Source organism: Streptacidiphilus melanogenes (assembly GCF_000787835.1).
In the GTDB taxonomy this organism is placed as follows: domain Bacteria; phylum Actinomycetota; class Actinomycetes; order Streptomycetales; family Streptomycetaceae; genus Streptacidiphilus; species Streptacidiphilus melanogenes.
The window spans coordinates 1-23131 of the sequence record NZ_BBPP01000027.1 but is presented as its reverse complement, the minus strand read 5'-3'; the positions used below and the strand labels follow the sequence as shown (position 1 = coordinate 23131).

The following is a 23131-nucleotide window of genomic DNA, read 5'->3' as shown; positions in this document are numbered from 1 at the left end:
ACGCTATCTCACTGCATGAGAGGCTGGGACCGGCCTGTCCGTGTCAGCACGGTCCGGCCGATCGCGGCCGAACCGGAAGGAAGAGAACATGTCGCTGCGGGCGTTCATCGCCGGAATGCCGAAGGCGGAACTGCACGTGCACCACGTCGGCTCGGCTTCGCCGCAGGTCGTCGCGGGCCTGGCGGCCCGGCACGAGGGGCGCACGTCCGTGCCCGCCGACCCGGAGGCGCTGGCGAAGTACTTCGAGTTCACCGACTTCGCGCACTTCATCGAGGTCTACCTCTCCGTCGTCGACCTGATCCGCGACGCCGAGGACGTGCGGGCGCTGACCTACGGCGTCGCCCAGGACATGGCCCGGCAGAACATCCGGTACGCGGAGCTGACGGTCACCCCGTACAGCTCCGTCAAGCGCGGGATCCCGGGCGAGGCGTTCATGGAGGCCATCGAGGACGCCCGTGTCGCCGCCGAGAAGGAGCTCGGGGTCACTCTGCGCTGGTGCTTCGACATTCCGGGCGAGGCCGGGCTGGAGTCCGCGGAGGTCACCGAGCGGCTCGCGCTCGACCTGCGGCCGGACGGGCTGGTCAGCTTCGGGCTCGGCGGGCCGGAGATCGGCGTGCCGCGGCCGCAGTTCCAGCCGTTCTTCGACCGGGCTCGGGCGGCCGGCCTGCACAGCGTCCCGCACGCGGGCGAGAGCACCGGGCCGGAGACGGTCTGGGACGCGCTGCGCTTCCTGGGCGCGGAGCGCATCGGCCACGGGACGCAGTCCGTGGGGGACCCGGCGCTGATGGACCACCTCGGCGAGCACCGCATCCCGCTGGAGGTCTGCCCGACCTCGAACATCGCCACCCGCGTGGTGACCCGGATGGAGGAGCACCCGATCCGGCAGATGGTCGACGCCGGGCTGGTCGTGACCGTCAACAGCGACGACCCGCCGATGTTCGGCACCGATCTGAACCGCGAGTACGAGGTGGTGGCGGACCTGCTCGGGCTGGACGAGGCGGGCGTGGCCGAGCTGGCGCGCAACGCCGTCCGCTCCTCGTTCATGGAGGACGGCGGCAAGACCCGGCTGCTCGCCGAGATCGACGCGCATCTGGCGGGCGGTCTCCCGGAGGCGTAATCTGACGGAGCGTCAGGGAACTCCGGGCCGAGACGCGTGGGGAGCCGGGATGGGACCGCGGTGGCTGTGGGGACTGCGCCGCGGTCTCATCCTCTTCGGCGAGCTGGCCGTCACGCTGGGGCTGGTGACGGTCCTGCTGGCGACGTACGAACTGTGGTGGACCAACCGCGTCGCCGAGGCGAACGCCGGCGACGCCGTGTCCGCCCTGGAGCACCAGTGGGACCAGCAGGCGCAAGCGCAGGCGCGGTCGGCCCCGACGGCGGCGCCGACCCCTGGCGTGCTCCCGGGCGCGTCCCCGAGCGGGGCGCCCGCGCGCGCCTCCGGCGGCGGCAGCTGGCACGTCGGCGCGGGCGGGGCCGGGATCAACAGCATGGCCCGTGACCTGAACGCGTTCGCGGTGGTCAGGATCCCCGCGATCGGCCTGGTCTTCCCCGTCGCGGAGGGGGTCGACAAGTACAAGGTGCTGAACCACGGCTACATCGGGCACTACCCCGGCACCGCCATGCCCGGCCAGCAGGGCAACTTCGCCGTCGCCGGGCACCGCAACACCCACGGCGAGCCGTTCCGGCACCTGGACCGGATCGGCGTCGGCGACGCCGTGATCGTCGAGGTCTCCGGCTGGGACTACGTCTACCGGGTGGACTCGATCCTGCCGCAGACCGAGCCGAGCGACGGCACCGTCGTCCTGCCCGAGCCGTACAGCACCGACCATCCGTCCAGTCGGTACGGCTACCGCACGCCCGGCCGGTACATCACGCTGACCACCTGCACGCCCGCGTTCACCTCGCTGTACCGGATGGTGGTCTGGGGCCATCTCGTCGGACAGCAGCCCCGTCCGGCTACCGTGGGGGCGTGAGTCCACCACCCTCGCAGGCTCCCCGCCTGCCGCACGCGCCCGGCGCACCCGTCCGGGCCGGCATCCCCGAGCACGGCCGGATGCCCAAGTACTACCTGGCCAAGGCCCAACTGACGGAGCTGCTCGACGAGTTGGGCGAAGGTGCGACGCTTCCCGCCGAGCGCGAGCTGGCCGAGCGCTACGGTGTGGCCCGGGAGACCCTCCGGCTCGCCCTGCGCGAGCTGCTGCTGGAGGGCCGCGTCCGACGTCAGGGGCGCGGCACCGTCGTCGCCGGGCCGAAGATCGAGCAGCCGCTCGCGCTGGGCTCCTACACCGAGGGCGTGCGCAGGCAGGGCCACACGCCCGGCCGCCGCCTCATCGGCCTGGAGCGGTTCGCCGCCGCCGACGACGACGCCGCACGTGAACTCGGCGTCGAACGCGGCGACTTCGTCTGGCATCTGGAGCGCGTGCTGCTCGTCGACGACGAGCGCGTCGGCCTGGAGAGCACCTACGCGCCGGTGGCGCTGCTGCCCCGGATGGACGAGGACTTCGACCCGGCCGGGTCCTTCTACGCCTATGCGCGCGATGCGGGCGGCCTGGTCTCCGGCGGCGGCGAGGAGCGGATCGAGACGGTCCTGGCGACCCCGCGCGAGGCGCTGCTCGTCGGCACGCCCCCGGCACTGCCCATGCTGCTGCTCCACCGGCGCAGCTGGGACGCGCAGGGCCGCCCGTTCGAGCGGGTCCGCACGCTCTATCGCGGCGACCGCTTCAGCTTCTCCACCGAGCTCAGGGCCGGCGAGTAGCCCGCGAGCGGCCCCGGCGACCGGAACGGCCGCGGCGGGTTTCCTGTCACGAATCGATAACGGGTCTAGTCCAAACGTGCCGCTCCTGTTCATGCTGGATTCACCGGGAAGGTCCCGCTAGGCAATCAGGGAGATCGAAGGTCGTCGGCGTGAAGGTCATCGTTGTGGGAGCAGGAGCGCTGGGGACCATGCATGCCTGGCATGCCGTCCAGCGCGGTCATGAGGTCGTCCACCTGGAGCGCGAGGAGCAGGCGCGCGGCGCGTCCGTGCGCAACTTCGGCCTGGTCTGGGTCGGCGGTCGGTCCGAGGGAGCCGAGCTCGAGACCGCGCTGCGGGCGCGGGAGCTGTGGGAGGGCATAGCCGCCGAGGTGCCGGGGGTCGGTTTCCGCGCCTCCGGTTCGCTCACCGTCGTGCGCACCGAGGCGGAGCGCGCCGTCGCCGCCGAGATGGTCGCCCGGCACGACGCCGCGGTACGCGGCTGGGAGTGGCTGGACGCGGACGCGGTCCGCGCGGCCAACCCGGCGCTGGGCGGCAAGTACCTGGGCGCGCTGTGGTCCCCGCATGACGCCCAGGTCGAGCCGCGCGTCGCCCAGCGCGCCCTCCAGGACCACCTGCGCACCACCGGTCGCTACACCTTCCTCGGCGGACGCGAGGTCCGCGAGGTCGTCGGCGAGAACGCGGTCCGCGACGACCGCGGCGAGCTGCACACCGGCGACCGCGTCGTGCTCTGCACCGGCGCCTGGCTCGGCGGCCTCGTCCGCGAGGTCGCCCCGCAACTGCCGGTCCGCAAGGTACGGCTGCAGATGATGCAGACCGAGCCGCTGGACGTGCCGCTCACCACCTCCGTCGCCGACGGCGACAGCTTCCGCTACTACCCCGCCTACCAGGGCCCCGCCCTGGACCGCCTGAACGACGGCCAGGCGCAGCACCCGATCGCCTCCGAGCACCGTATGCAGCTGCTGCTGGTCCAGCGCCGCGACGGCTCGCTGACCATCGGCGACACCCACGAGTACGACCAGCCCTTCGGCTTCGACGTCGTCGAGGAGCCGTACGCGTACCTGCGCGGCGTGGTCGAGGACCTGCTCGGCCGCCCGATGCCGGCAATCCGCCACCGCTGGGCGGGCGTCTACGCCCAGTGCGTGGACACCACCCGCGTCGTCCACCGCGAGCAGGTGCGCGAGGGCGTCTGGCTGGTGACCGGCCCCGGTGGCCGGGGCATGACCTGTTCGCCCGCGATCGGCGAGGCGACTGCGAACGAGATGGGACTGTGAGGACTGTGATGGCTGGTCAGAACGGAGCGAAGACCAAGCTGGTGGTCCTCGACATGGCCGGGACGACGGTCGCCGACGGCGGCCTCGTCGAGATGGCCTTCGAGGCGGCCGCCCGCGAGCTGGGCGTCGAGCCGGGCAGCGGGCGCCACGACGCGATGCTCGCCGACGTCCGCGCCACCATGGGCGAGAGCAAGATCACCGTCTTCCGCCGCCTGTTCGGCGAGGAGACCCTCGCCCAGCGCGCGAACATCGCCTTCGAGGCGGCCTACGACCGCCTGGTCGGCGAGGGCCACTGCGCCCCGATCGAGGGCGCCGAGGCCACGATCGCGCGGCTGCGCGACGCCGGCCTGAAGGTGGTGCTCACCACCGGCTTCAGCGGCTCCACGCAGCAGCGCATCATCGAGGCGCTGGGCTGGCAGAAGCTCGTCGACCTGGCCCTCTGCCCGGCCGACGCCGGCCGCGGCCGTCCCTACCCGGACCTCGCGCTCGCCGCGTTCCTGCGGACCGGCGCCGCCGACAGCGTCGCGGAGATGGCCGTCCTCGGCGACACCGGTTACGACATGCAGTGCGGCGTCCGCTCCGGCGCGGGCATCGTCGCGGGCGTGCTCACCGGCGCCCACGACGCGGTGCGCCTGCGCGAGGACGGCGCGACGCACGTCCTCGCGAGCGTGGCGGACCTGCCGACGCTGGTGCTGTAAGGCACCGGCAGGAAGCCGGGTACGGGCGGCCCCGCACCCTCGGAAGTTCGGCGAAGTTCGGCGAACTCCAGCGGGACGCGGCGGTGCGGCGGCCGTCCTGCCTGGTGGGACGGGGCGCGGGCGGCGAGGCGGTCCGATTAGGCTGGGCGGTGGTCAGGGCAGTCAGTGATTCACCAGTTCACCAGAGTGGAGAAACGGTCGTGGCTCAGAGCAACTCCGCCGCCGAAGCGAGCCCTGTCGACGCGAAGGCCACCGCCCCGCGCAAGCCCATCGAGTCGTGGCTGACCGACATGGACGGCGTGCTCGTCCACGAGGGCACGGTCATCCCCGGCGCGGGCGATTTCATCGGAAGGCTGCGGGACTCCGGCAAGCCGTTCCTCGTGCTGACCAACAACTCGATCTACACGCCCCGCGACCTGCACGCCCGCCTCAAGGGCATGGGCCTGGACGTGCCGGAGGAGTGCATCTGGACCTCCGCGCTGGCCACCGCGAAGTTCCTGGCCGGGCAGCGCCCCGGTGGCACCGCCTACGTCATCGGCGAGGCGGGCCTGACCACCGCGCTGCACCAGGTCGGCTACGTGCTCACCGACAGCAACCCGGACTACGTCGTCCTCGGCGAGACCCGGACCTACAGCTTCGAGGCGCTGACCAAGGCGATCCGCCTGATCAACGCGGGCGCGCGCTTCATCTGCACCAACCCCGACGAGACCGGCCCCTCCACCGAGGGCGTGCTGCCGGCCACCGGCTCCGTCGCCGCGCTGATCACCAAGGCCACCGGCGTCGAGCCCTACTTCGTCGGCAAGCCCAACCCGCTGATGATGCGTGAGGCGCTGAACGCGCTCAACGCGCACTCCGAGACCACGGCGATGATCGGCGACCGGATGGACACCGACATCAAGTCCGGCATGGAGGCGGGCCTGAAGACCTTCCTGGTGCTGACCGGACTGACGGGGCAGGCCGAGGTCGAGCGCTTCCCCTACCGCCCGTCGCGGGTGGTCAAGTCGGTCGCGGAGCTGGTCGACGAGATCTGAGCCCATGTGATCTGGGCCCATGTGATCTGGGCCCATGTGGTCCGGGCCCATGTGGTCCGGGCCGATCGGGTCTGACCCGATCGGGATCACGGTCGCTCACGCGATCGACGTCTGGCTGGGCCGGACGGGTGGCACGGCAACGCCGTGCTCACCCGCCCGGCCCAGTCGGCGTTTCGGGTACGGAGCGATCGTCATATTTCTTACGCACAGTCAGATGTGAGGTGCCGAACCGGAGAGCGAAGCGGAAGAGGAGAGGGAAGCGTATGGCGATGCGGCGGAGGGCGATCGCGAGTGCACTCGCGTCCGCCGCGCTCCCGACGATGCTGTGCTGCGCGGTCCCGGCGCTTGCCGCGGACACCGCGCCGGGCGGCGGCACCACCCTGGTCACCGTCAGCGGCGCCCCGCCGCGGGCCGCCGCGGCGGGGCGCGAGGTCGGCCGGGCGAAGGCACAGCCGCCCGTCGTGCTGGAGGCGATGACCGTCGATCCGGAGGAGAGCCGTCCCGGCGCCACCGTCGACCTGCGGACCTTCGCCGACTGCGGCGGCACCAGTACCGGCGAGGTGCGCTCGGCGGCCTTCGCCGCACCCGTCGGCCTCGCGCTGGCCGCGGACGGCGGCCTCTACGCCGCCGCCCGGCTCGCGCCGGACGTGAAGCCGGGCAGCTACCTCGTCCACGAGTTCTGCGCCGGCCACCCGGTCGCCGCAGGCCGGCTCACCATCGCCGACCTCGGCGCCCCGGCCAGCGGCGGCGGTTGGCGCGCCCTGCACGCCCGGTCAGCCCCGGCCGTGGCACCTGCTCAGGTGCCCCCCACCTTCCCCCGCGACGCGGCCCTCGGACTCGTCCTCGCCTCCCTCACCGGCCTCGCCACCCTCGCCCTGCGCCGCACCGGCATCCACGTCCGCGTCCAGGCCCAACCGGCAGACGCCGATGCGTGACCGCCGCGACCGGGGTCCGGTCCGAGGCCGCAGCAGGGCGCGAGGACGCGCGACGGGAGCGCGTGTCGGGTTGCCGGCGGCCGTGCGCCGCGTGCTGCGCGCACGTCCGCATGGTGCCGTCGCCGGCACGTCAGGCGGGTCGGGGGCGTCGGGCACGCCGGTCGGGACGGCGCGGGAGCCGCGTGGGTCGGCCGTCGCCGGCACGTCAGGCGGGTCGGGGGTGTCGGGCACGTCGGTCGGGACGGCGCGGGAGCCGCGTGGGTCGGCCGTCCCGCGCGGCGCGGCACCCGCAGGTGCCGGGCGACCGCCCGCTGGTGAGCCGCGAGGGCGGCGGGAGCGCAGGCCCGGTGCGGTGTCGCCGTCATCGCGCAGCGCACCCGGACACGCCGAACGGAGGCCGTCGGGGCGGCGGTGGCGGGTGATGGGCGGGGTGTCGGCCGGGCTGCTCGCGGTCGCGCTCGGCGGCGTCGTGTACGGCGTGGGCGGCCTGCGGCACACCGGAGTCGGCGTCCTGCGGGCCGCGCACGTCGCGCAGACGGCCGTCACCGCTCGGAGCGGGTCCGGCTCGGATGCCGTGCTGCCCTCCCGGGCCTCCTCGCTCACCCCTGCCGCCACCGGTCCGGCTCCTCTGCCGCCGTCGACGCCGCTCGTCCTCACCATCCCGTCCGTGCAGCTCAACGCGCCGCTGCTGGGGCTGGGGATGGACGGCAAGGGCGCCGCCGAGCTGCCGCCGTTCTCGCTGCCGCGTACCGCGGGCTGGCTGCGGGACTCCGCCTCGCCCGGGGAGGCCGGGACGGCCGTGGTGGTCGGGCACGTGGACACCACCACCGGGCCGGCCGTGTTCTGGAACCTTGCGGCCGTGCGGCCGGGGGCCGAGGTGGACGTGGCGCGGCTGGACGGCCGCACGGCCGTCTTCACCGTGGACCGGGTCCAAGAGTTCCCGAAGACGGGGTTCCCCACCGCGCAGGTCTACGGCCCCGCGCCGGGCGCACAGTTGCGCGTGATCACCTGCGGTGGCGGCTACGACCGGAGCAAGCGCGAGTACACCGGCAACGTGGTCCTCTTCGCCCATCTGAGCGGCGTCCGCTGAGTCAGGGTGCGTACAATGTACGCACCTGCTTGGAGGAGGCCGTCTTGGCGGAAGCCCGTACGCCCGTGTGGGCCCGGACCCGTGGCACCGGCCGGGGACCCCAACCGTCCCTGAGCGTGGAGTCCGTGGTCGGCGCCGCCGTCGCGCTCGCCGACGCGGAGGGGCTGGAGTCCGTGTCGATGCGGCGCATCGCCTCGGAGCTGGGCGTCGGCACGATGTCGCTCTATCGCTACGTCGAGACCAAGGACGACCTGCTCGACCTCATGATCGACCAGGTGATGGGCGAGGGCGAACGCCCGCCCCGGCGCGGCGACTGGCGCGCCGAACTGCGCGGCATCGCGCGGCGCTACCGGGCGCTGGTGCTGCGGCACCCGTGGGTCCAGGGCGTCTCCGCCTCCCGCCCGCCGTTCGGCCCCAACATGCTCGACAACACCGAGCGGATGCTGGCCGCCATGGAGGGCCAGGGCATCGGCATCGACGCGATGGCCCGTCTCAGCCAGACCATGATGGCGTACGTGCAGGGCTTCGTGATGAGCGAGATCGCCGAGGCGGAGACGATCCGCCGCACCGGCGTCACCGAGGACGACTACCGCCGCGCCCTCGGTCCCTACCTCATGGGCGTGCTGTCGGAGGGCCGTCACCCGCTGCTGGCGAGCTACGTCCACGGCGCGGAGGACCACCCGGACCCCGACCAGGTCTTCGAGTCCGGGCTGGGGCGCGTCCTGGACGGGATCGCGGTGGACCTGGAGCGGATGCAGGCCGCCCGCGCCGGACGGCCCGGCGAGCCCGGCGACCGGCGCGCGCAGGAAGACCGGGGCGACCAGGGCGGCAACCCGCGCGAGGCGATGTGTCAGTGACGGGCGATAGCGTTTCCACGTCGAGTCAGCCCGAAACGACAGACTGCCAGACGGCGACGCCCGGAGGATCCCGCATGTCCAACACCGCTCCCACCGACGAGTTCGTGCTGCCCGAGTCGTGGCGCGCGGCGCTCCAGGACGAGGTGGAGCAGCCCTACTTCCACGAGCTCGCCGAGTACGTGGCCGCCGAGCGGGGCGCCGGGCAGGTCTTCCCGCCCCGGGGCGAGGTCTTCGCCGCGCTGGAGCACACCCCGCTCGACCGGGTGAAGGTGCTGCTGCTGGGCCAGGACCCGTACCACGACGACAACCAGGCGCACGGCATGTGCTTCTCCGTCCGCCGGGGCGTCAAGGTCCCGCCGTCGCTGCGCAACATCTACAAGGAGCTCGGCACCGACCTCGGCCTCACCGCGCCGAAGCACGGCAATCTGGAGGAGTGGGCCGACCAGGGCGTGCTGCTGCTCAACGCGGTGCTGACGGTCCGCGCCCACGAGGCCGGTTCGCACGCGGGCAAGGGCTGGGAGAAGTTCACCGACGCCGTCATCAAGGCCGTCAACGCCCGCCCGGAGCCGGTGGTCTTCGTGCTCTGGGGCGGCTACGCCAAGAAGAAGCTCCCGCTGATCGACACCGCCCGCCACGTGGTGGTGCAGAGCGGCCACCCGTCGCCGCTCTCCGCACGCCACTTCCTCGGCACCAAGCCGTTCTCGCAGATCGACAAGGCGCTGGCCGACTTCGGCCAGGCCCCGATCAACTGGCAGCTCGGCGACTGAGGTTCGGCGGCCGAGCACCACTGGTTCTCAGGCGCGGAACGGGGCCTCCGTCGCGTCGCGGAGGTCCCGGACCGTCACGCCGGGCGTGAGCTCGACCAGCCGCAGCCCGTCCGGGTCGACGTCGAAGACGGCCAGGTCGGTGATGACGCGGTCCACCACGCGGCGGCCGGTCAGCGGCAGGGTGCAGCGGCGCACCAACTTGGGGCTGCCGTCCTTGGCGGTGTGCTCCATGACGACCACGACCCGCCGGGCGCCGTGGACCAGGTCCATCGCCCCGCCCATGCCCTTGACCATCTTGCCGGGGATGGTCCAGTTGGCCAGGTCGCCCTCGGCCGACACCTGCATCGCGCCGAGGATCGTCACGTCCACCCGCCCCGAGCGGACCATCCCGAAGGACGCGGCCGAGTCGAAGTACGCCGCGCCGTCGAGCACCGTCACGGTCTCCTTGCCGGCGTTGACCAGGTCCGGATGCTCGGTCCCCGCGACCGGGTACGGCCCGGTGCCCAGGATGCCGTTCTCGGAGTGCAGCACGACGCTGACGCCCGGCGGGAGATGGTTCGGCACGAGCGTCGGGAGCCCGATGCCGAGGTTGACGTACTGACCGTCGCGCAGCTCCGCTGCGGCGCGGGCGGCGAGCCGGTCGCGGGTGAGGGTCGGCGTCATGGTTCAGCTCTCCAGGGTGGCGGCGGGGCGGGTGGTGCGTCGTTCGATGCGCTTGTCGGCCCCGTCGGCGGCGGCCCGGACGACCCGGTCGACGTGGATGCCGGGCAGATGGATCGCGTCGGGGTCCAACTCGCCTGCCTCGACGATGCGTTCGGCCTCCACCACGGTGATCCGCCCGGCCGCGGCGGCGAGCGGGTTGAAGTTCCGGGCGGCCGCGTGGAACACGAGGTTCCCGTGCCGGTCCGCGACGGCGGCGCGCACCAGCGCGAAGTCGGCGGTGATCGCCTCCTCCAGCAGATGGTCGCGGCCGTCGAAGGTGCGCACCTCCTTGGGCGGCGACGCGAGGACGACGTCGCCGTCAGGCCCGTAGCGCCAGGGCAGGCCGCCCTCCTGGACCTGCGTGCCGACGCCGGCGGGCGTGTAGAACGCCGGGATGCCGCAGCCGCCCGCGCGCAGCCGCTCGGCGAGGGTCCCCTGCGGGACGAGCTCGACCTCCAGCTCGCCGGCGAGGTACTGCCGGGCGAACTCCTTGTTCTCCCCGACATAGGACGAGGTCATCCGCGCGATCCGGCCCTCGCGGAGCAGCAGGCCGAGCCCCCAGTCGTCCACGCCGCAGTTGTTCGACGCGACCCGCAGCCCGCCGACACCGGACGCGACCAGCGCGGCGATCAGCGTCGACGGGATCCCGCACAGTCCGAAGCCGCCGACGGCGAGTGAGGCCCCGTCAGGGATGTCCGCGACGGCCTCGGCCGCGGAGGGGATGACTTTGTCCATGGGGGAGCGCTCCTCGATGCGTCAGGGGGATGTTCCGGGGGAAGTCCACCCACCATCGCCACTGGCCGTTCGCCGCAACCATGTCGGGCGGCCACATGCTTCGCCCGGTCGAAGCGGTGTTCGTTCACATGTCCCCGAAGAGGCCGCACTCCTACGGTTCCGGCATCCACCCCGAAGACCGAGGAGCCGGCCATGACCGTCGACCGTCCGTCCCGCCCAGTCAGACGCAGTGCAGGCGTCCTCGCCGTCACCGCGGCCACTGCCCTGATCGCCGCCGGGTGCGCCTCGGCCGGGACGGCGGGCACCGCGCAGGCGGGCGGGGGCAGCGCCTCCGCACCGGTCAAGGTGGGGCTGCTGTACTCCCGCACGGGCCTGCTGGCCGCCTACGGCAAGCAGTACGAGCAGGGCTTCCAAGCCGGCCTCGCCTACGCCACCCACGGCACCGGCGCGGTGGACGGGCACAAGATCGACGTCATCGAGGAGGACGACACCGGCGACCCGGCGACCGCCGTCGCCGACGCCAAGGACCTGATCGGCAAGGGCGTGAAGATCCTCGCCGGGACCACGGACTCCGGTGTCGCCCTGCAGCTCGCGCCGCTCGCCGCGCAGAACCAGATCCTCTACGTCGCCGGACCCGCCGCCACCGACGCGCTGACGGGCGCGAACACGTACACCTTCCGCTCCGGCCGCGAGAGCTACCAGGACATCGCCGCTGCGGGCTCCTTCGTCGGGGACCCGAGCGGCAAGAAGATCCTCGTGCTGGCCCAGGACAGCGCCTTCGGCCAGGCCAACGTCGCCGCGGTCAAGGCGGTGCTCGGCCCCAAGGGAGCCACCGTCTCCCAGGTGCTCGCGCCGCCGAGCGCGACCGACCTCACGCCCTTCGCCCAGCAGGTGAAGTCCGCGAAGGCCGACCTGGTCTACGTCGCCTGGGCGGGCACCACCGCACCCGCGCTGTGGACGGCGCTCGACCAGCAGGGTGTGCTGGGCTCGACCAAGGTCGTCACCGGCCTGGCCGGGACCGCCTCGTACCCGATCTTCGGCAACGCGGGCAGCAAGGTCTCCTTCCTGGCCCACTACTTCCCGGGCGCGGGCGGGAACAACCCGGTGGAAACGGCCATGCTGAACGGCGTCAAGCAGGCCGGCGGCACGCCGGACCTGTTCACACCGGACGGCTTCACCGCCGCGCAGATGATCGTCCACGCGCTCCAGGCGTCCGACAGCGACACCGGCGCGATGGTCAAGGCACTGGAGGGCTGGTCCTTCGACGGCCCCAAGGGGCCCGAGCAGGTCCGCGCCGCCGACCACGCGCTGCTCCAGCCGATGTTCCAGGCCACGCTCACCGGCTCCGGCGCCGCCGCCCAGCCCAAGCTGCTGGCCTCGCTCTCGGCCGGGCAGGTCGCCCCGCCGGTCAAGCCGATGGCGGGCTGAGCACCGTGACGACCGCGCCCCCGGCGCCGCCGGTGCTCCAGCTCACCGACGTGGGCTGGAGCGTCGGCGGCGCCGTGATCCTCGACGACGTCTCGCTGGAGGTCCGCGAGGGCGAGTTCCTCGCCTTCATCGGCCCCAACGGTGCAGGCAAGACCTCGCTGTTCAACCTGGTCAGCGGCCTCAACCCGGTCAGCCGCGGCCGCATCGCGCTGGACGGCGCGGACATCACCCGCCTCGCCCCGCACGCCCGCGCCCGGCGCGGGCTGGGCCGCACCTTCCAGACGTCCAGCCTCTGGCCCAGGATGAGCGTCGCCGACCACGTCCGCCTCGCCGCGCAGGCCGCGCAGGGCGGCTCCCTCCGCCTCTGGCGCCGCGCCCGCCCCTTCACGGCCGAGGTGGACGCCACGCTGGAACGCACCGGCCTCACCGGCCGCGCCGACGCCCTGGCCGGCTCCCTCTCCCACGGCGAGAAACGGAAGTTGGAGCTGGCGGTGCTGCTCGTCGGCGACCCCCGGGTGATGCTGCTGGACGAGCCCATGGCCGGTGTCAGCGCCGAAGAGGTGCCCGCCCTCACGGAGTTGATCCGTTCGCTGCACCGCGACGAGGGCCGCACCGTGATGATGGTGGAGCACCACATGGACGTCCTGCTGGGCCTGGCCGACCGCCTGGCCGTGATGCACCACGGCACCCTGCTCGCCCTCGACGCCCCCGACGCCGTCATGGCCGACGAGACGGTCCAGTTCGCGTACCTGGGGGAGGGGCTGTGACCTCTCCCCTGCTGTGCGTGCGCGACCTGAAGGTCGTGATCGGTGGCCGCCACATCCTGCACGGCGTCGACCTCGACGTCGCGGCGGGCGGTGTCACCGCGCTGCTCGGCCGCAACGGCGCCGGCAAGACCACGACGGTGCGCGGCGTGCTCGGCCTGGTCCCGCGCACCGGATCGGTCCGCTACGGCGGAGACGAGACCGTTGGCATGACGACACATCAGATCGTGCGGCGCGGCATCGGCTACGTCCCGGAGGACCGCGGCGTCTTCGTCGCGCTGACCGTGGCGGAGAACCTGCGCCTGGCCGAGCGCGACCCCGACCCCGCCTACGACCTCGTGCACGAGCTCTTCCCCGAGCTCAAGCAGCGCGCCCGGCAGCAGGCCGGCACCCTCTCCGGAGGCCAGCAGCAGATGGTCGCCATCGGCCGCACCCTGCTCAACCGCGGCAACCGGCTGGTCATCGCGGACGAGCCGACCAAGGGGCTCGCGCCGCGCGTCGTGACCGAGGTCGCCGTCGCCCTGGAACGCGCCGCCCAGGCCGTCCCGGTCCTGCTCGTCGAGCAGAACCTGGCGCTGGTACGGCGGTTGGCCGCCCACTGCGTCGTCCTCGCCGACGGCCGCACCGCCCACGCCGGGCCCGCGGCCGAACTGCTCGCCGACACCGAGAAGTCCAAGACCCTGCTGGGCGTCGGCCGCCGTGCGGACGTCACCGCGAGAGGGGGAGACCACTGATGTCCACCGTCGTCCTGCTCGGCGTCACCGGCCTCGGCCTCGGCGCGCTCTACTTCCTGGTCGCGTCCGGACTTTCGCTCATCTTCGGCCTGATGGACGTGCTCAACTTCGCCCACGGCGCGCTGCTGTCGGTCGGCGCCTACGCCACCTGGTGGGCGGCGAGCCACTCCTTCGGCTTCCCCCTCGCGTTGCTCTTCGGCACCGCGGTGGGCACCCTGGCGGCCGTCGCGCTCGAACTCGGCCTGATCCGGCCGCTCTACCGGCGGCCACGCGAACAGGTACTGGCCACCGTCGGCGTGGGCCTGGCCGTGCCCGCGCTGCTCTCCGCGATCTGGGGCGCCGACGCCCGCACCTTCCCGGTGCCGGGCGTACTCGCCGGAACCTTCACGCTGGTCGGCGCGTCGGTGCCGGTCAACCGGCTGGTCCTGGTCGGCGCTGCGCTGGTGGTGCTGCTCGCGCTGCGGCTCTTCCTCGGCCGGACCCGGCACGGCCTCGTCGTGCGCGCCGGCGTGGAGGACCGGGCCATGGTGACCGCCCTCGGGATCGACGTCCGCAAGGCGTTCACCCTCGTCTTCGCCATCGGCGGCGCGGCCGCCGCCCTCGCGGGCGGCCTGGCCGGGCTCTACTTCGGCTCCGTCGATCCCACCCAGGGCAGCTCGCTGCTCATCTTCGGCTTCGTCGTCGTGGTGATGGGCGGCCTCGGCTCGGTCGGCGGCGCGGCCGTCGCCTGCGTCGTCGTCGGCCTGGTCCAGCAGTTCGCCAACTACTACAGCACCGCGGGACTGGGCGACCTGTCCGTGGTCGTCATGCTCGCCGCCCTGCTGCTGGTGCGCCCGAGCGGCCTGACCGGGAGGCTCGCGTGAACGTCCCCGCCCTGCTGCGGCGCTGGTGGCCCGCCCTGGTGTTGGTCGTGCTGGTCCTGCTGCCGTACAGCGCGCTGCCGCTGCCCGGCCTGCTGGACGGTCCCGTCGGCAGCCCCGGCAGCCTCCAACTGCTGGCCCTGTGCCTGGTCTTCGGCGGACTGGCCACCGGCTACGACCTGCTGCTCGGCCGCACCGGTCTGCTCTCCTTCGGCCACGCCCTCTACTTCGCCGCCGGGACCTACGCCACGGGCCTGCTGCTGACCCGGGCCGGGATGGACTTCTGGCTCGCCGCCGCGCTGGGGCTGCTGGCGGGCGTGGCCCTGTCCGCCCTGCTCGGTTCGGTGAGCCTGCGGATGACCGGCATCGGCTTCGCCATGGTCACCCTCGCCTTCGCCCAGGCCGGATCGATCCTGGTCCAGCGCGACCCCGGCGGGGTGACCGGCGGCGAGGAGGGTCTCGCCGCGACCGGTCTGCCGACCTCCCTCGTCGGCATCCAGCACACGGCCAACCTGTACTGGATCGCGCTGGCCTATCTCGTCGTCACCCTGGCCGCCGTGCAGTGGGCGGTGCGCTCGCCGATCGGCCGCGTCTGGGAGGGCATCCGCGAGAACGAGCGCCGGGTGGAGGTGCTGGGCCTGCGCCCGTACGGATTCAAGCTCGTCGCCTTCGTCCTGGCCGGCACCCTGGCTGCGCTCGGCGGCGTGGTCTACCTTCTGCTCACGGGCGGCGCCACGCCGCAGACGACGACCTCCGACTTCACCCTGTCCCTGCTGGTCATGGTGGTGCTCGGCGGGTCGGGGACCCGCTTTGGACCGCTTGTCGGTGGCGTGTTGTACACCTGGGCGGAGCATCGCCTCGCGAGCCTGGCCGGCTCCGGGACGATCGCCGGCCTGCCGTCCGTGCTGCGAGTGCCGTTGTCGCAGCCGCTGTTCCTGCTGGGGGCGCTGTTCGTGATCACCGTCTACGCCCTGCCGGGCGGCGTCGCCGGCCTGCCGGCCCGGCTGCGCACCCGCGCCGTTTCGAGGGGAGCACAGGCATGAGTGCAGTTCCGTCCATCCCAGGGGCTCCGGGGGCTCCGGGGGTTCAGGCAGCTCCGGGCAGCTTCGAGGAGCTGACCGTGCCGGTGGAGGGCGGCGAGCTGACCGTCCTTCGCTGGCCGGGCTCCTCGCCCGACGCCCCCGTCGTGCTGGCCCTGCACGGCATCACCGCCAACGGCCTCGCCTGGGCCGCCGTCGCCGAGGCGCTGGGCGGCCGGGCGACTCTCCTCGCCCCCGATCTGCGCGGCAGGGCCGCCAGCGCGGGTATCCGCGGCCCGTGGGGCATCGGGCACCACGCCGACGACGCCGCGGCCGTCGTCCACGCCCTCGCCGGCGGCGGCCCGGTCGTGCTGACGGGCCACTCGATGGGCGCCTACGTCTCCACCGTCACGGCGGTCCGCCACCCGGAGCTGTTCTCCTCCGTGCTGCTGGTCGACGGCGGCGTCGGCTTCCCTCCGCCGCCCGGCCTCACCGGCGACGAACTGCTGACCGCCGTCCTCGGCCCCGCGATGGCGCGGCTCTCCATGACGTTCGCCTCCCGGCAGGCCTACCGCGAGTTCTGGCAGGCGCATCCGGCCGTGGGCGGCCTGTGGTCCGACGCGGTGGACGCGTACCTCCAGCGGGACCTGGTGGGGCAGGAGCCGGAGCTGCGCTCCTCCTGCGTCCTGGACGCCATCCGCACGGACGGCGTGGGCGTCTTCGACGCCGGGTTCCTCGGGGCGGTCCACAAGCTCCCGGTCCCGTCCCAGCTCCTCCTCGCGGAACGCGGCCTCCTGAACGAGCCTCAGCCCCTCCTCGACGCCTCCCGCATCGCCGCCGCGGGCGTGGACACCCTCCGCCTCCCCTTCGAGGTGGTCCCGGACACCAACCACTACTCGATCCTGACGGCCCCCGGCCCGGCGGGGAGGATCGCGGATCTGCTCCTGCGCACGTGAGCGAGCCCCTGACCAACCGGGAGTCAGGAGTCCGGCTCTGAGTCTCGCGCCCACTCCTCGCACGGTCGCAGCCGAGCCAGAAGCCGGTGGGCCTCGTCGCGAAGCCGCTACGCCGCTTCCGCGAGGGACTCCGCGGCGACGGCGGCAGCGCGGTTGCGGGCGCGCTGGCGCGCGACCTTGCGGGCGACGAACGCGCTGATCGTGGTGGTCGCCGCGAAGGAGACCGCGAGGCTCAGCCAGAAGGTGTTGAACGCGTTCTCGTTCAGCCAGCCGACGCCGATCACGTAGAGGGACCAGACCGTCGCCGAGATCGCCGACCAGCGGATGAAGTGGCGCGGCGGGGACACCGCCGTGCCGACCGCCAGGTCGAGGACGCTGCGGCCGCCGGGGACGAAGCGGGCGATCACCACGGTGCGGCCGGGCTTGCGCTCCAGCGCGGACAGGACCGTGGCCGCCGCCTCCAGGGTCCCGGCGCGGCGTCCGATCCAGCGGCGCGCCCGCGCGCCGCCCTTGCGGCCCAGTCGCAACAGCACCAGGTCCGCGGCGAATGAGGCCGCCGCCACACCGGCGACGAGAAGCGGCAGGGGCGCGTGTGACTCACGCGACTCCAGCACGGCCGCGACCACGATCGAAGCGCTGGGGACGAAGGGCAGGAAGGCGTCGGAGAAAACCGCCAGCAGCGCCAGCAGGTAGAACCACGACGTCTCCAGGGAGCCGAGCACCATGTTCACGCCCTCTGCACCGTGCCCGTCCTGTTTCGTCGTCCGCCTGGTTACCGGTCCACCACTCTTCGGGCTCAGCCCTTCCTGGTCGACGAACAACGCTAGCCGGTGCATCATGCCACCGAACACGCGGGCCACGTGTCCTGGCTCACTCCCTTCTTACCTGCGAAAATGCTGAGAACACGCTCTGCTGCCGGATCGGGACCCTCCGCTGTCGCATCGTGACGCCGCGTTCACCTTGCGGCTGACTTCCCGTCAGCCGGACGACCTTCCTGCTTCCTAGGGTCGTCACCATGTCCGCCACACTTCCGGCGCCCTCGGCCCCGGCCGCGCCGATACCTCCGGCCGGGCCCGGCGCACCCGGCGAGACCGGCTCCGGCGCAGCGACCGGCCCCGCCGCCGCGCGCGGCAGCGACATCGGCAGGAACGTGCGGCGCGCCGCTGGGCCGCTGTTCCGCCTGCGCGCGCAGGCCGCCGCCGCGCTGCTGCTGCTCGCGGCGCTGCTGGTCACCGCGGTGCTCGGCTTCGCCGACACCGCAGACCGGGTGCACCAGCTCACCGCCGTCTCCGAGCCCCGGGCCGCCGCGGCCGGGCGGCTGTACCAGGCGCTGGCCGACCTGGACGCCCAGCGCGCCAAGTCGCTGGTCATGGGCTACGCCGCCCCCGACCCGGCCGATCCGACCGCCACCCCCGTCCTCGTCGACGACGGCGTGCTGGCGGGCCTCACCGCCCAGGCGGACCAGCGCGACGCGGCCGCCGCGCTGTCGCAGCTCGCGGCCGCCGAACCGCAGCAGGTCCAGGACCTGTTGAACACCCTGGGCCTCTACGACGCCTGGACCGGCACGGAGGAGTACTTCGTCACCAGTCAGGCCGCCCCCGTCGTCGGCCACCCGGTGGCCGGCGCCGTCGACAACTACGCCCAGGCCGACGCGTTGCTCCAGACCAAGCTGCTGCCCGACGTCGCCGCACTGCGCGACGCCGCGGACCGGCAGGTCGCCGCCGACCGTTCCAGCGCCCACGACGCGGCCCTCGCCTACGCGGTGGTGCTCGGCGTGCTCTGCCTCGCCGCCGCGCTGGCGCTGCTGTGGTGGCAGCGCGACCTGACGGTCCGCCACAACCGCATCCTCAACCTGCCGCTGGTGGTCGCCACCGCCTGCGTGGCGGCGCTGCTGATCGGCACCGCCTCCGCGCTCGTCGGCGCGGCCGGCGAGGTCGACTCGGCGGTGTCCGCGGGCTACACGCCCTACGCCCGGCTCTCCCAGGCGTCCGTCGCGGCCGCCGACGCCGAGGCCCGGCAGAGCCGCTGGGTCGTCGACACCGACTACCGGCCTGCGCTCGCGGCCGACTTCCACAGCGACGCCGGGAACGTCAAGCAGCTCCTCGCCCAGGACCGCTCCCCGGCGGCGGCCGTGGTCCGCCAGCGCTTCGACGCCTACCTCGGCTCCGACAGCGGCCTGCGCCAGGTCGCCGACGGCGGCGACGTCAACGGCGCCGCACTGCGCCTGACCGGCGTCGGCCGCGACGACGTGGCCTTCACCTACTACGACTTCTCCGTCCACCTCGGCGCGCTGGCCGCGACCGACGCGGCGGCCTTCAGCTCGCACGCGAGCACCGCGTCGGACGACCTGTCGGGCTGGCCGGGGATCTCCGCGGCGGTGTGCGCCGTGGCGATGCTGCTGGTCCTCGGCGGCGTCCGGCCGCGCCTGCGGGAGTTCGCCTGAGCGGCGCGCCGCTGAATCCGGTCGGGAATCGGCGGCGCGCCGGACCGGGTCAGCGGCTCGGAGGCCCAGCTGCGGACCCGGTCAGCGGCTCGGAGCACCGCCCGCGTGCCGGTAGAGGTAGTCGACGACCGGCACCGTGCCGTCGACGCCCTCCGGGTTCATGAACGGCGAGGTCCGGAACGTGCCGCCGACGATGACGCTCGGCATCTCGCTGGTCCGGTACTTCTCGCGCAGCGCAGGGGCGTCCCGCGTCTCGTCCTGGACCTGCTGCGACTCGTAGGCGGTCCGGACTGCGGCCGGGTCCAGCCCCTCGCCGGTCGCCCAGTCGACGACCGCGTCCTCCGTGGTCAGGTCCATCCCCTCGTCCCGCACCGCGTGGAACACGGGGAGGGCCTCGCGCTGGGCGACCCCGAGCTTGTCGAGCGTGTAGTAGAGGCGCGCGTAGGCCATCATCACCGGCTGGTCCGGCCAGGCGGCCGGGATGCGCCGGATCACCACGGGCGGGTCCTGCCGCGCCGCCCACTCCTCCAACGGCTGCTCCAGCTGGTACGAGTGCGCGCAGTTGTACCAGAACACCTCGGTGACCTCGCGTGGCGACGTCTTCACCGGCGGGCTCAACCGGACGAACTGGTGCCCCTCGGTGTAGGGGGCGACCGCGGTCGGGGCGGGAGCGGGCGCTGCGCCGAGCAGCGTGGAACAGGTGGCGGCGGCGAGGGTGAGCCGGATCAGAACGCGCATGCAGGCACGATGGCAAGCCGCCCGGTGCGGGGGTCGGGGGACACGGCGAGCGGCCGGACGATTCGCCCGATCGGGGGCGGAAATTCGTTTGCGCGGTCGTGGGGGTGCTCCTACCGTGGACGACGTACCTGATGCCGCCCGACAGGAGAAGGCCCTTGCTCTGCTGAGCTCGGAGACACGTCCCGACCTCAGCCGTGCTGTGCCCTCGTCCCGTTTCCGGGCGGCTTTCGCATGCGCGCCTCCGCGCCGTCGTCCTTTCGACGGCTCCTCCGTCGGGCTCTTCGTGTCTCCCACGTGTCGCTGGACGGGCTGAAGTTCGCTCGCCTCCGGGCGCTCTGACCAGAGTCCTCGGCTTCTCGGGCACCGCGCTCGTTCCTCGCTTGGCCCTCGTCGCCAAAGCCTCGGCGCGCCCTTCGGCTCGGCTCACTTCCCCCAACGTCACCGGGAGCCCCGCATGTCACACCCCACCACCTCCGAACCGGCCGTCGTCGCGACGGGCCTCCACTACGCCTGGCCCGACGGGACGCCCGTCCTCGACGGGCTCGACCTCGCCGTCGGCGTCGGCCGCACCGGTCTGATCGGCCGCAACGGCAGCGGCAAGTCCACGCTGCTGCGCCTGGTCGCCGGCGACCTCGCACCGGACGACGGCCAGGTCCGCGTCCGCGGCACCCTCGGCTACCTGCCGCAGCACCTGCCCCTGGACGTGGGACTGCCCGTCGACGCGGCCCTCGGCATCGCCGGTCCACGCCGCGCCCTGCGCGCCATCGAACGGGGCGAGGTGACGGAGGAGAACTACGCCGCCGTCGGCGACCACTGGGACGTCGAGGAGCGCGCGCTCGCGGAGCTCGACCGGCTCGGCCTCGGCCACCTCGGTCTGGACCGGCGCCTCGCCGAGCTCTCCGGCGGCGAGGCCGTCCTGCTCGGCCTGGCCGGCCAACTGCTGCGCCGCCCCGACGTGCTGCTGCTCGACGAGCCGACGAACAACCTCGACAGCGGTGCGCGCGAACGCCTCTACCGGGCCGTCACCGAGTTCCGCGGCACGCTCGTCGTGGTCTCCCACGACCGCGCGCTGCTGGACCTGGTCGACTCCGTCGCCGAACTGCGTGAGGGCGATGTCACCTGGTTCGGCGGCAACTTCACCGCCTACGAGGAGGCGCTCGCCGTCGCCCAGGAGGCGGCGCAGCGCGACGTCCGCGTCGCCGGGTCCGAGCTGCGGCGCCAGCGCCGCGAACTGGTGGACACCCAGGTCAAGCTGGCTCGGCGGAAGCGCTACGGCCAGAAGATGTTCGAGAACAAGAGGGAGCCGAAGATCGTCATGGGCGCCCGCAAGCGGGCTGCGGAGCAGTCCGCGGGCCGCCTGCGCAACGAGCACGAGGAGAAGGTCCGTCTCGCGCGCGAACGCCTCTCCGAGGCGGAACTCGCGGTCCGGGACGACGACGAGATCCGCGTCGACCTGCCCGCGACGGAGGTCCCGGCAGGCCGCACGGTGCTGGAGCTGAGGGACCTGCTGCCGCGGTACGCGGACCCGCAGGGCCCACGGCTGCGGCTGGAGCTGCGCGGCCCGGAGCGGGTCGCGCTGGTCGGCGCGAACGGCAGCGGCAAGACGACGCTGCTGCGCACCATCGTCGGCGAGCTCGACCCGGTCGCGGGCGAGGTGCACCGTCCCGTCCCGCTGCGGTACCTGCCGCAGCGGCTGGACCTGCTCGACGAGGAGGCGAGCATCGTCGCGAACGCGGCGCGGTTCGCCCCCGAGGCCAGCGAGAACGCGCTGCGCGCGCGGCTCGCCCGCTTCCTCTTCCGCGGCGCCCGCGCGGAGCAGCCCGTCGGCACCCTCTCCGGCGGCGAACGCTTCCGGGCGACGCTGGCGGCGCTGCTCCTGGCGGAGCCTGCCCCGCAACTGCTGCTGCTGGACGAGCCCACCAACAACCTCGACCTCGCGGGCGTCCGCCAGCTCACCACGGCCCTGTCCGGCTACCGTGGCGCGCTCATCGTGGTCTCCCACGACCAGCGCTTTCTCGCGGAGCTCGGCATCGACAGGGAGGTGCAGCTGAACGCCCACAGGTAGGCGCAACGCCTCAGGGGCGCAGGGAACTGTGCGACGAGCCACTCTGTGTGGTGTGTCGCCGAACGAGCAGGGCCATCCGCATCGGGTGGTTGCTCGCGCAGTTCCTCGCGCCCCTGGGGAGGTGCAATAGAGGCGTCAGCCGCCGGTGCTGGCCGTCGCGGGAGCCTTGAGCGGGGACATGAACCAGTCGAAGTAGATCGAGGCGGAGACGAAGAGACCGATCACGCCGAGGATCACGCCCGCCCAGGCGACCGCCTTGACCCACGAGGGGATCTCCTTCGAGGACAGGAACGCCCCACCGAACAGCGTCGCGGCGCCGACCAGCGCCGCGACCAGCGCGAAGACGCCGTTCCACTCGGCCATGCGGTGCCACGCGTCGGTGTACGCGTTCTTGACCAGGTCCGCGTTGGACTTCGCGCCGATCTGGCCGATGACGCCCTGACGCTGCTGCACGACCGTGCCGAGGTACGTGCCGCTCAGCGAGATCACGCCGAGGGCCGCCGAGACGATGGCGGACGCGCCGCCGAGGATGCCCTTGGAGACGCTGTCCTGGGTCAGCGCCTCCAGCTCCTCGTCGGTGAGGTCGTCCAGCTCCTTCTGCTCGGGGCTGAGGACGGTGTGGGGGCGGGGAGCCCACGCGGTCTTCGGGCCGACGCCCATGGAGACCGTCTTCGGGTCGGCGACCGTCTCGGACGCGGGCTGCACGGGCGCGGCCGGGCCGAAGCCGGGGACGTCGCTGGGGTCGGTGGGGGCGGAGGTGCCGCTCGGAGTGGTGGGACCGGGAGTCGTCATGCCGGGCACCCTAGGGCTTCTTTGTGAGGAGCGGATGAATTCTTGACTCCTTCATGGGACTGACCGTGCTGCGCGACCTGGCCGGTACGCAGGGCGTTGCCATCCGGTCCTGTTTACCCCCACCAGGAACAGGGCTCAGGTCTTGTACAGAGTCGCACCCATGTCTCGCTGGTCTCTGCTCGTAGGGTCATAAGGGTGAGCTGGTTCCCCGCCACAGCGGCGACCGTTCCGCACCGACCTTGGAGTGTTCAGCAATGACCGTCTTGCGTGAAGCCCCTGTGAGCACGAGCGATGCGCACGGCCGCGTGGCCGAGCTGCACGCGATTCGTGGACAGATGCTGGCGGGACCGAGTGAGGCGGCGACCGAGGCGCAGCATGCGAAGGGCAAGCTGACCGCGCGTGAGCGTATCGCGCTGCTGCTGGACGAGGGCTCGTTCAACGAGGTGGAGCCGCTGCGTCGGCACCGTGCGACCGGCTTCGGGCTGGAGGGG

At 73.1% G+C, this 23131-nt stretch carries 24 protein-coding genes; 19 read left to right on the top strand and 5 right to left on the bottom strand.

Features of this window, described 5'->3' with window-relative positions; translation table 11 throughout:
- Positions 1-88: 88 nt before the first annotated feature.
- The 10 genes from TR49_RS25360 (at position 89) to ung (ending at position 9404) form a co-directional block, all read left to right on the top strand.
- A complete protein-coding gene (locus TR49_RS25360) occupies positions 89-1117 on the top strand; it encodes an adenosine deaminase (protein ID WP_042385690.1) in 1029 nt (342 codons plus the stop codon).
- Positions 1118-1166: 49 nt separating this feature from the next.
- Entirely contained in the window at positions 1167-1973 is an 807-nt protein-coding gene (locus TR49_RS25355) for a class E sortase (RefSeq protein ID WP_042385688.1), read from the top strand.
- A complete protein-coding gene (locus TR49_RS25350; protein WP_236653520.1) occupies positions 1970-2755 on the top strand; it encodes a GntR family transcriptional regulator in 786 nt (261 codons plus the stop codon). Before TR49_RS25355 ends, TR49_RS25350 begins: the two co-directional genes overlap by 4 nt.
- A gap of 149 nt (positions 2756-2904) precedes the next feature.
- A complete protein-coding gene (locus tag TR49_RS25345) occupies positions 2905-4026 on the top strand; it encodes a TIGR03364 family FAD-dependent oxidoreductase (protein ID WP_042385687.1) in 1122 nt (373 codons plus the stop codon).
- 8 nt (positions 4027-4034) lie between these two features.
- Positions 4035-4724: a phosphonatase-like hydrolase gene (locus TR49_RS25340; RefSeq protein WP_042385686.1), complete on the top strand. Its 690-nt coding sequence runs from the start codon at positions 4035-4037 to the stop codon at positions 4722-4724.
- A 290-nt stretch (positions 4725-5014) separates the two neighbouring features.
- The gene (locus TR49_RS25335; RefSeq protein WP_042385824.1) at positions 5015-5755 is read left to right on the top strand and encodes an HAD-IIA family hydrolase; all 741 of its coding nucleotides are present in this window, start codon (positions 5015-5017) and stop codon (positions 5753-5755) included.
- Positions 5756-6018: 263 nt separating this feature from the next.
- Positions 6019-6690 (top strand): hypothetical protein, encoded by a 672-nt coding sequence (locus tag TR49_RS25330; protein WP_042385685.1) that lies wholly within the window; start codon positions 6019-6021, stop codon positions 6688-6690.
- 421 nt (positions 6691-7111) lie between these two features.
- A complete protein-coding gene (locus TR49_RS43075) occupies positions 7112-7780 on the top strand; it encodes a class F sortase (RefSeq protein WP_042385684.1) in 669 nt (222 codons plus the stop codon).
- 44 nt (positions 7781-7824) lie between these two features.
- On the top strand, positions 7825-8637 hold the full coding sequence (locus TR49_RS25320) for a TetR/AcrR family transcriptional regulator (RefSeq protein ID WP_160311636.1): 813 nt from the start codon (positions 7825-7827) through the stop codon (positions 8635-8637).
- Positions 8638-8711: 74 nt separating this feature from the next.
- Positions 8712-9404: a uracil-DNA glycosylase gene (gene ung / locus TR49_RS25315; protein ID WP_042385682.1), complete on the top strand. Its 693-nt coding sequence runs from the start codon at positions 8712-8714 to the stop codon at positions 9402-9404.
- A gap of 27 nt (positions 9405-9431) precedes the next feature.
- On the opposite strand, the gene TR49_RS25310 is transcribed toward ung, so the two are convergent.
- Both TR49_RS25310 and TR49_RS25305 read right to left on the bottom strand, forming a co-directional pair.
- Positions 9432-10067: a 3-oxoacid CoA-transferase subunit B gene (locus tag TR49_RS25310; RefSeq protein ID WP_042385681.1), complete on the bottom strand. Its 636-nt coding sequence runs from the start codon at positions 10065-10067 to the stop codon at positions 9432-9434.
- Positions 10068-10070: 3 nt separating this feature from the next.
- Positions 10071-10841: a CoA transferase subunit A gene (locus TR49_RS25305; RefSeq protein ID WP_042385680.1), complete on the bottom strand. Its 771-nt coding sequence runs from the start codon at positions 10839-10841 to the stop codon at positions 10071-10073.
- 192 nt (positions 10842-11033) lie between these two features.
- Here TR49_RS25305 and TR49_RS25300 point away from each other — a divergent pair, with 192 nt between their 5' ends.
- From TR49_RS25300 to TR49_RS25275, 6 genes are read left to right on the top strand one after another with little or no spacing between them, the layout of a single operon-like run.
- Positions 11034-12269 carry a substrate-binding domain-containing protein gene (locus TR49_RS25300; RefSeq protein WP_042385679.1) on the top strand — a complete coding sequence of 412 codons (1236 nt, stop codon included), beginning with the start codon at positions 11034-11036 and terminating at the stop codon, positions 12267-12269.
- 5 nt (positions 12270-12274) lie between these two features.
- The gene (locus TR49_RS25295; RefSeq protein WP_236653519.1) at positions 12275-13036 is read left to right on the top strand and encodes an ABC transporter ATP-binding protein; all 762 of its coding nucleotides are present in this window, start codon (positions 12275-12277) and stop codon (positions 13034-13036) included.
- Positions 13033-13767 carry an ABC transporter ATP-binding protein gene (locus TR49_RS25290; RefSeq protein ID WP_042385678.1) on the top strand — a complete coding sequence of 245 codons (735 nt, stop codon included), beginning with the start codon at positions 13033-13035 and terminating at the stop codon, positions 13765-13767. The genes TR49_RS25295 and TR49_RS25290 overlap by 4 nt, the downstream gene beginning before the upstream one ends.
- The gene (locus tag TR49_RS25285; RefSeq protein ID WP_042385677.1) at positions 13767-14630 is read left to right on the top strand and encodes a branched-chain amino acid ABC transporter permease; all 864 of its coding nucleotides are present in this window, start codon (positions 13767-13769) and stop codon (positions 14628-14630) included. Before TR49_RS25290 ends, TR49_RS25285 begins: the two co-directional genes overlap by 1 nt.
- On the top strand, positions 14627-15670 hold the full coding sequence (locus TR49_RS25280; RefSeq protein ID WP_042385675.1) for a branched-chain amino acid ABC transporter permease: 1044 nt from the start codon (positions 14627-14629) through the stop codon (positions 15668-15670). The genes TR49_RS25285 and TR49_RS25280 overlap by 4 nt, the downstream gene beginning before the upstream one ends.
- The gene (locus TR49_RS25275) at positions 15667-16602 is read left to right on the top strand and encodes an alpha/beta fold hydrolase (RefSeq protein ID WP_084725398.1); all 936 of its coding nucleotides are present in this window, start codon (positions 15667-15669) and stop codon (positions 16600-16602) included. The genes TR49_RS25280 and TR49_RS25275 overlap by 4 nt, the downstream gene beginning before the upstream one ends.
- A gap of 107 nt (positions 16603-16709) precedes the next feature.
- Here TR49_RS25275 and TR49_RS25270 read toward each other — a convergent pair whose 3' ends face one another.
- The gene (locus TR49_RS25270) at positions 16710-17327 is read right to left on the bottom strand and encodes a DedA family protein (protein ID WP_236653522.1); all 618 of its coding nucleotides are present in this window, start codon (positions 17325-17327) and stop codon (positions 16710-16712) included.
- Between the two features lie 290 nt (positions 17328-17617).
- On the opposite strand from TR49_RS25270, the gene TR49_RS25265 reads away from it, so the two are divergent.
- Positions 17618-19045 (top strand): GlnX family signal transduction membrane protein, encoded by a 1428-nt coding sequence (locus TR49_RS25265; protein ID WP_042385674.1) that lies wholly within the window; start codon positions 17618-17620, stop codon positions 19043-19045.
- An 81-nt stretch (positions 19046-19126) separates the two neighbouring features.
- Here TR49_RS25265 and TR49_RS25260 read toward each other — a convergent pair whose 3' ends face one another.
- Positions 19127-19783 (bottom strand): thiol:disulfide interchange protein DsbA/DsbL, encoded by a 657-nt coding sequence (locus tag TR49_RS25260; RefSeq protein WP_042385672.1) that lies wholly within the window; start codon positions 19781-19783, stop codon positions 19127-19129.
- Positions 19784-20237: 454 nt separating this feature from the next.
- Between TR49_RS25260 and TR49_RS25255 the strand changes: the two genes are divergently transcribed.
- Complete coding sequence (locus TR49_RS25255; RefSeq protein WP_042385671.1) at positions 20238-21848, top strand: ABC-F family ATP-binding cassette domain-containing protein; 1611 nt, start codon at positions 20238-20240, stop codon at positions 21846-21848.
- A gap of 135 nt (positions 21849-21983) precedes the next feature.
- Here the strand turns inward: TR49_RS25255 and TR49_RS25250 are convergent, their stop codons facing one another.
- Positions 21984-22640 (bottom strand): hypothetical protein, encoded by a 657-nt coding sequence (locus TR49_RS25250; RefSeq protein ID WP_052434622.1) that lies wholly within the window; start codon positions 22638-22640, stop codon positions 21984-21986.
- Positions 22641-22894: 254 nt separating this feature from the next.
- Between TR49_RS25250 and TR49_RS25245 the strand changes: the two genes are divergently transcribed.
- The coding region (locus tag TR49_RS25245) for a carboxyl transferase domain-containing protein (RefSeq protein ID WP_304941191.1) at positions 22895-23131 on the top strand (237 nt) is incomplete at its 3' end.

Excerpts from the sequence above, each read along its gene's own strand:
- TR49_RS25360 (WP_042385690.1), top strand. The coding sequence starts at position 89 with ATGTCGCTGCGGGCGTTCATCGCCGGAATGCCGAAGGCGGAACTGCAC.
- TR49_RS25355 (WP_042385688.1), top strand. The coding sequence starts at position 1,167 with ATGGGACCGCGGTGGCTGTGGGGACTGCGCCGCGGTCTCATCCTCTTC.
- TR49_RS25340 (WP_042385686.1), top strand. The coding sequence starts at position 4,035 with ATGGCTGGTCAGAACGGAGCGAAGACCAAGCTGGTGGTCCTCGACATG.
- TR49_RS25335 (WP_042385824.1), top strand. The coding sequence starts at position 5,015 with ATGGACGGCGTGCTCGTCCACGAGGGCACGGTCATCCCCGGCGCGGGC.
- TR49_RS25330 (WP_042385685.1), top strand. The coding sequence starts at position 6,019 with ATGGCGATGCGGCGGAGGGCGATCGCGAGTGCACTCGCGTCCGCCGCG.
- TR49_RS43075 (WP_042385684.1), top strand. The coding sequence starts at position 7,112 with ATGGGCGGGGTGTCGGCCGGGCTGCTCGCGGTCGCGCTCGGCGGCGTC.
- ung (WP_042385682.1), top strand. The coding sequence starts at position 8,712 with ATGTCCAACACCGCTCCCACCGACGAGTTCGTGCTGCCCGAGTCGTGG.
- TR49_RS25310 (WP_042385681.1), bottom strand. The coding sequence starts at position 10,067 with ATGACGCCGACCCTCACCCGCGACCGGCTCGCCGCCCGCGCCGCAGCG.
- TR49_RS25305 (WP_042385680.1), bottom strand. The coding sequence starts at position 10,841 with ATGGACAAAGTCATCCCCTCCGCGGCCGAGGCCGTCGCGGACATCCCT.
- TR49_RS25300 (WP_042385679.1), top strand. The coding sequence starts at position 11,034 with ATGACCGTCGACCGTCCGTCCCGCCCAGTCAGACGCAGTGCAGGCGTC.
- TR49_RS25285 (WP_042385677.1), top strand. The coding sequence starts at position 13,767 with ATGTCCACCGTCGTCCTGCTCGGCGTCACCGGCCTCGGCCTCGGCGCG.
- TR49_RS25275 (WP_084725398.1), top strand. The coding sequence starts at position 15,667 with ATGAGTGCAGTTCCGTCCATCCCAGGGGCTCCGGGGGCTCCGGGGGTT.
- TR49_RS25270 (WP_236653522.1), bottom strand. The coding sequence starts at position 17,327 with ATGGTGCTCGGCTCCCTGGAGACGTCGTGGTTCTACCTGCTGGCGCTG.
- TR49_RS25265 (WP_042385674.1), top strand. The coding sequence starts at position 17,618 with ATGTCCGCCACACTTCCGGCGCCCTCGGCCCCGGCCGCGCCGATACCT.
- TR49_RS25260 (WP_042385672.1), bottom strand. The coding sequence starts at position 19,783 with ATGCGCGTTCTGATCCGGCTCACCCTCGCCGCCGCCACCTGTTCCACG.
- TR49_RS25255 (WP_042385671.1), top strand. The coding sequence starts at position 20,238 with ATGTCACACCCCACCACCTCCGAACCGGCCGTCGTCGCGACGGGCCTC.
- TR49_RS25250 (WP_052434622.1), bottom strand. The coding sequence starts at position 22,640 with ATGACGACTCCCGGTCCCACCACTCCGAGCGGCACCTCCGCCCCCACC.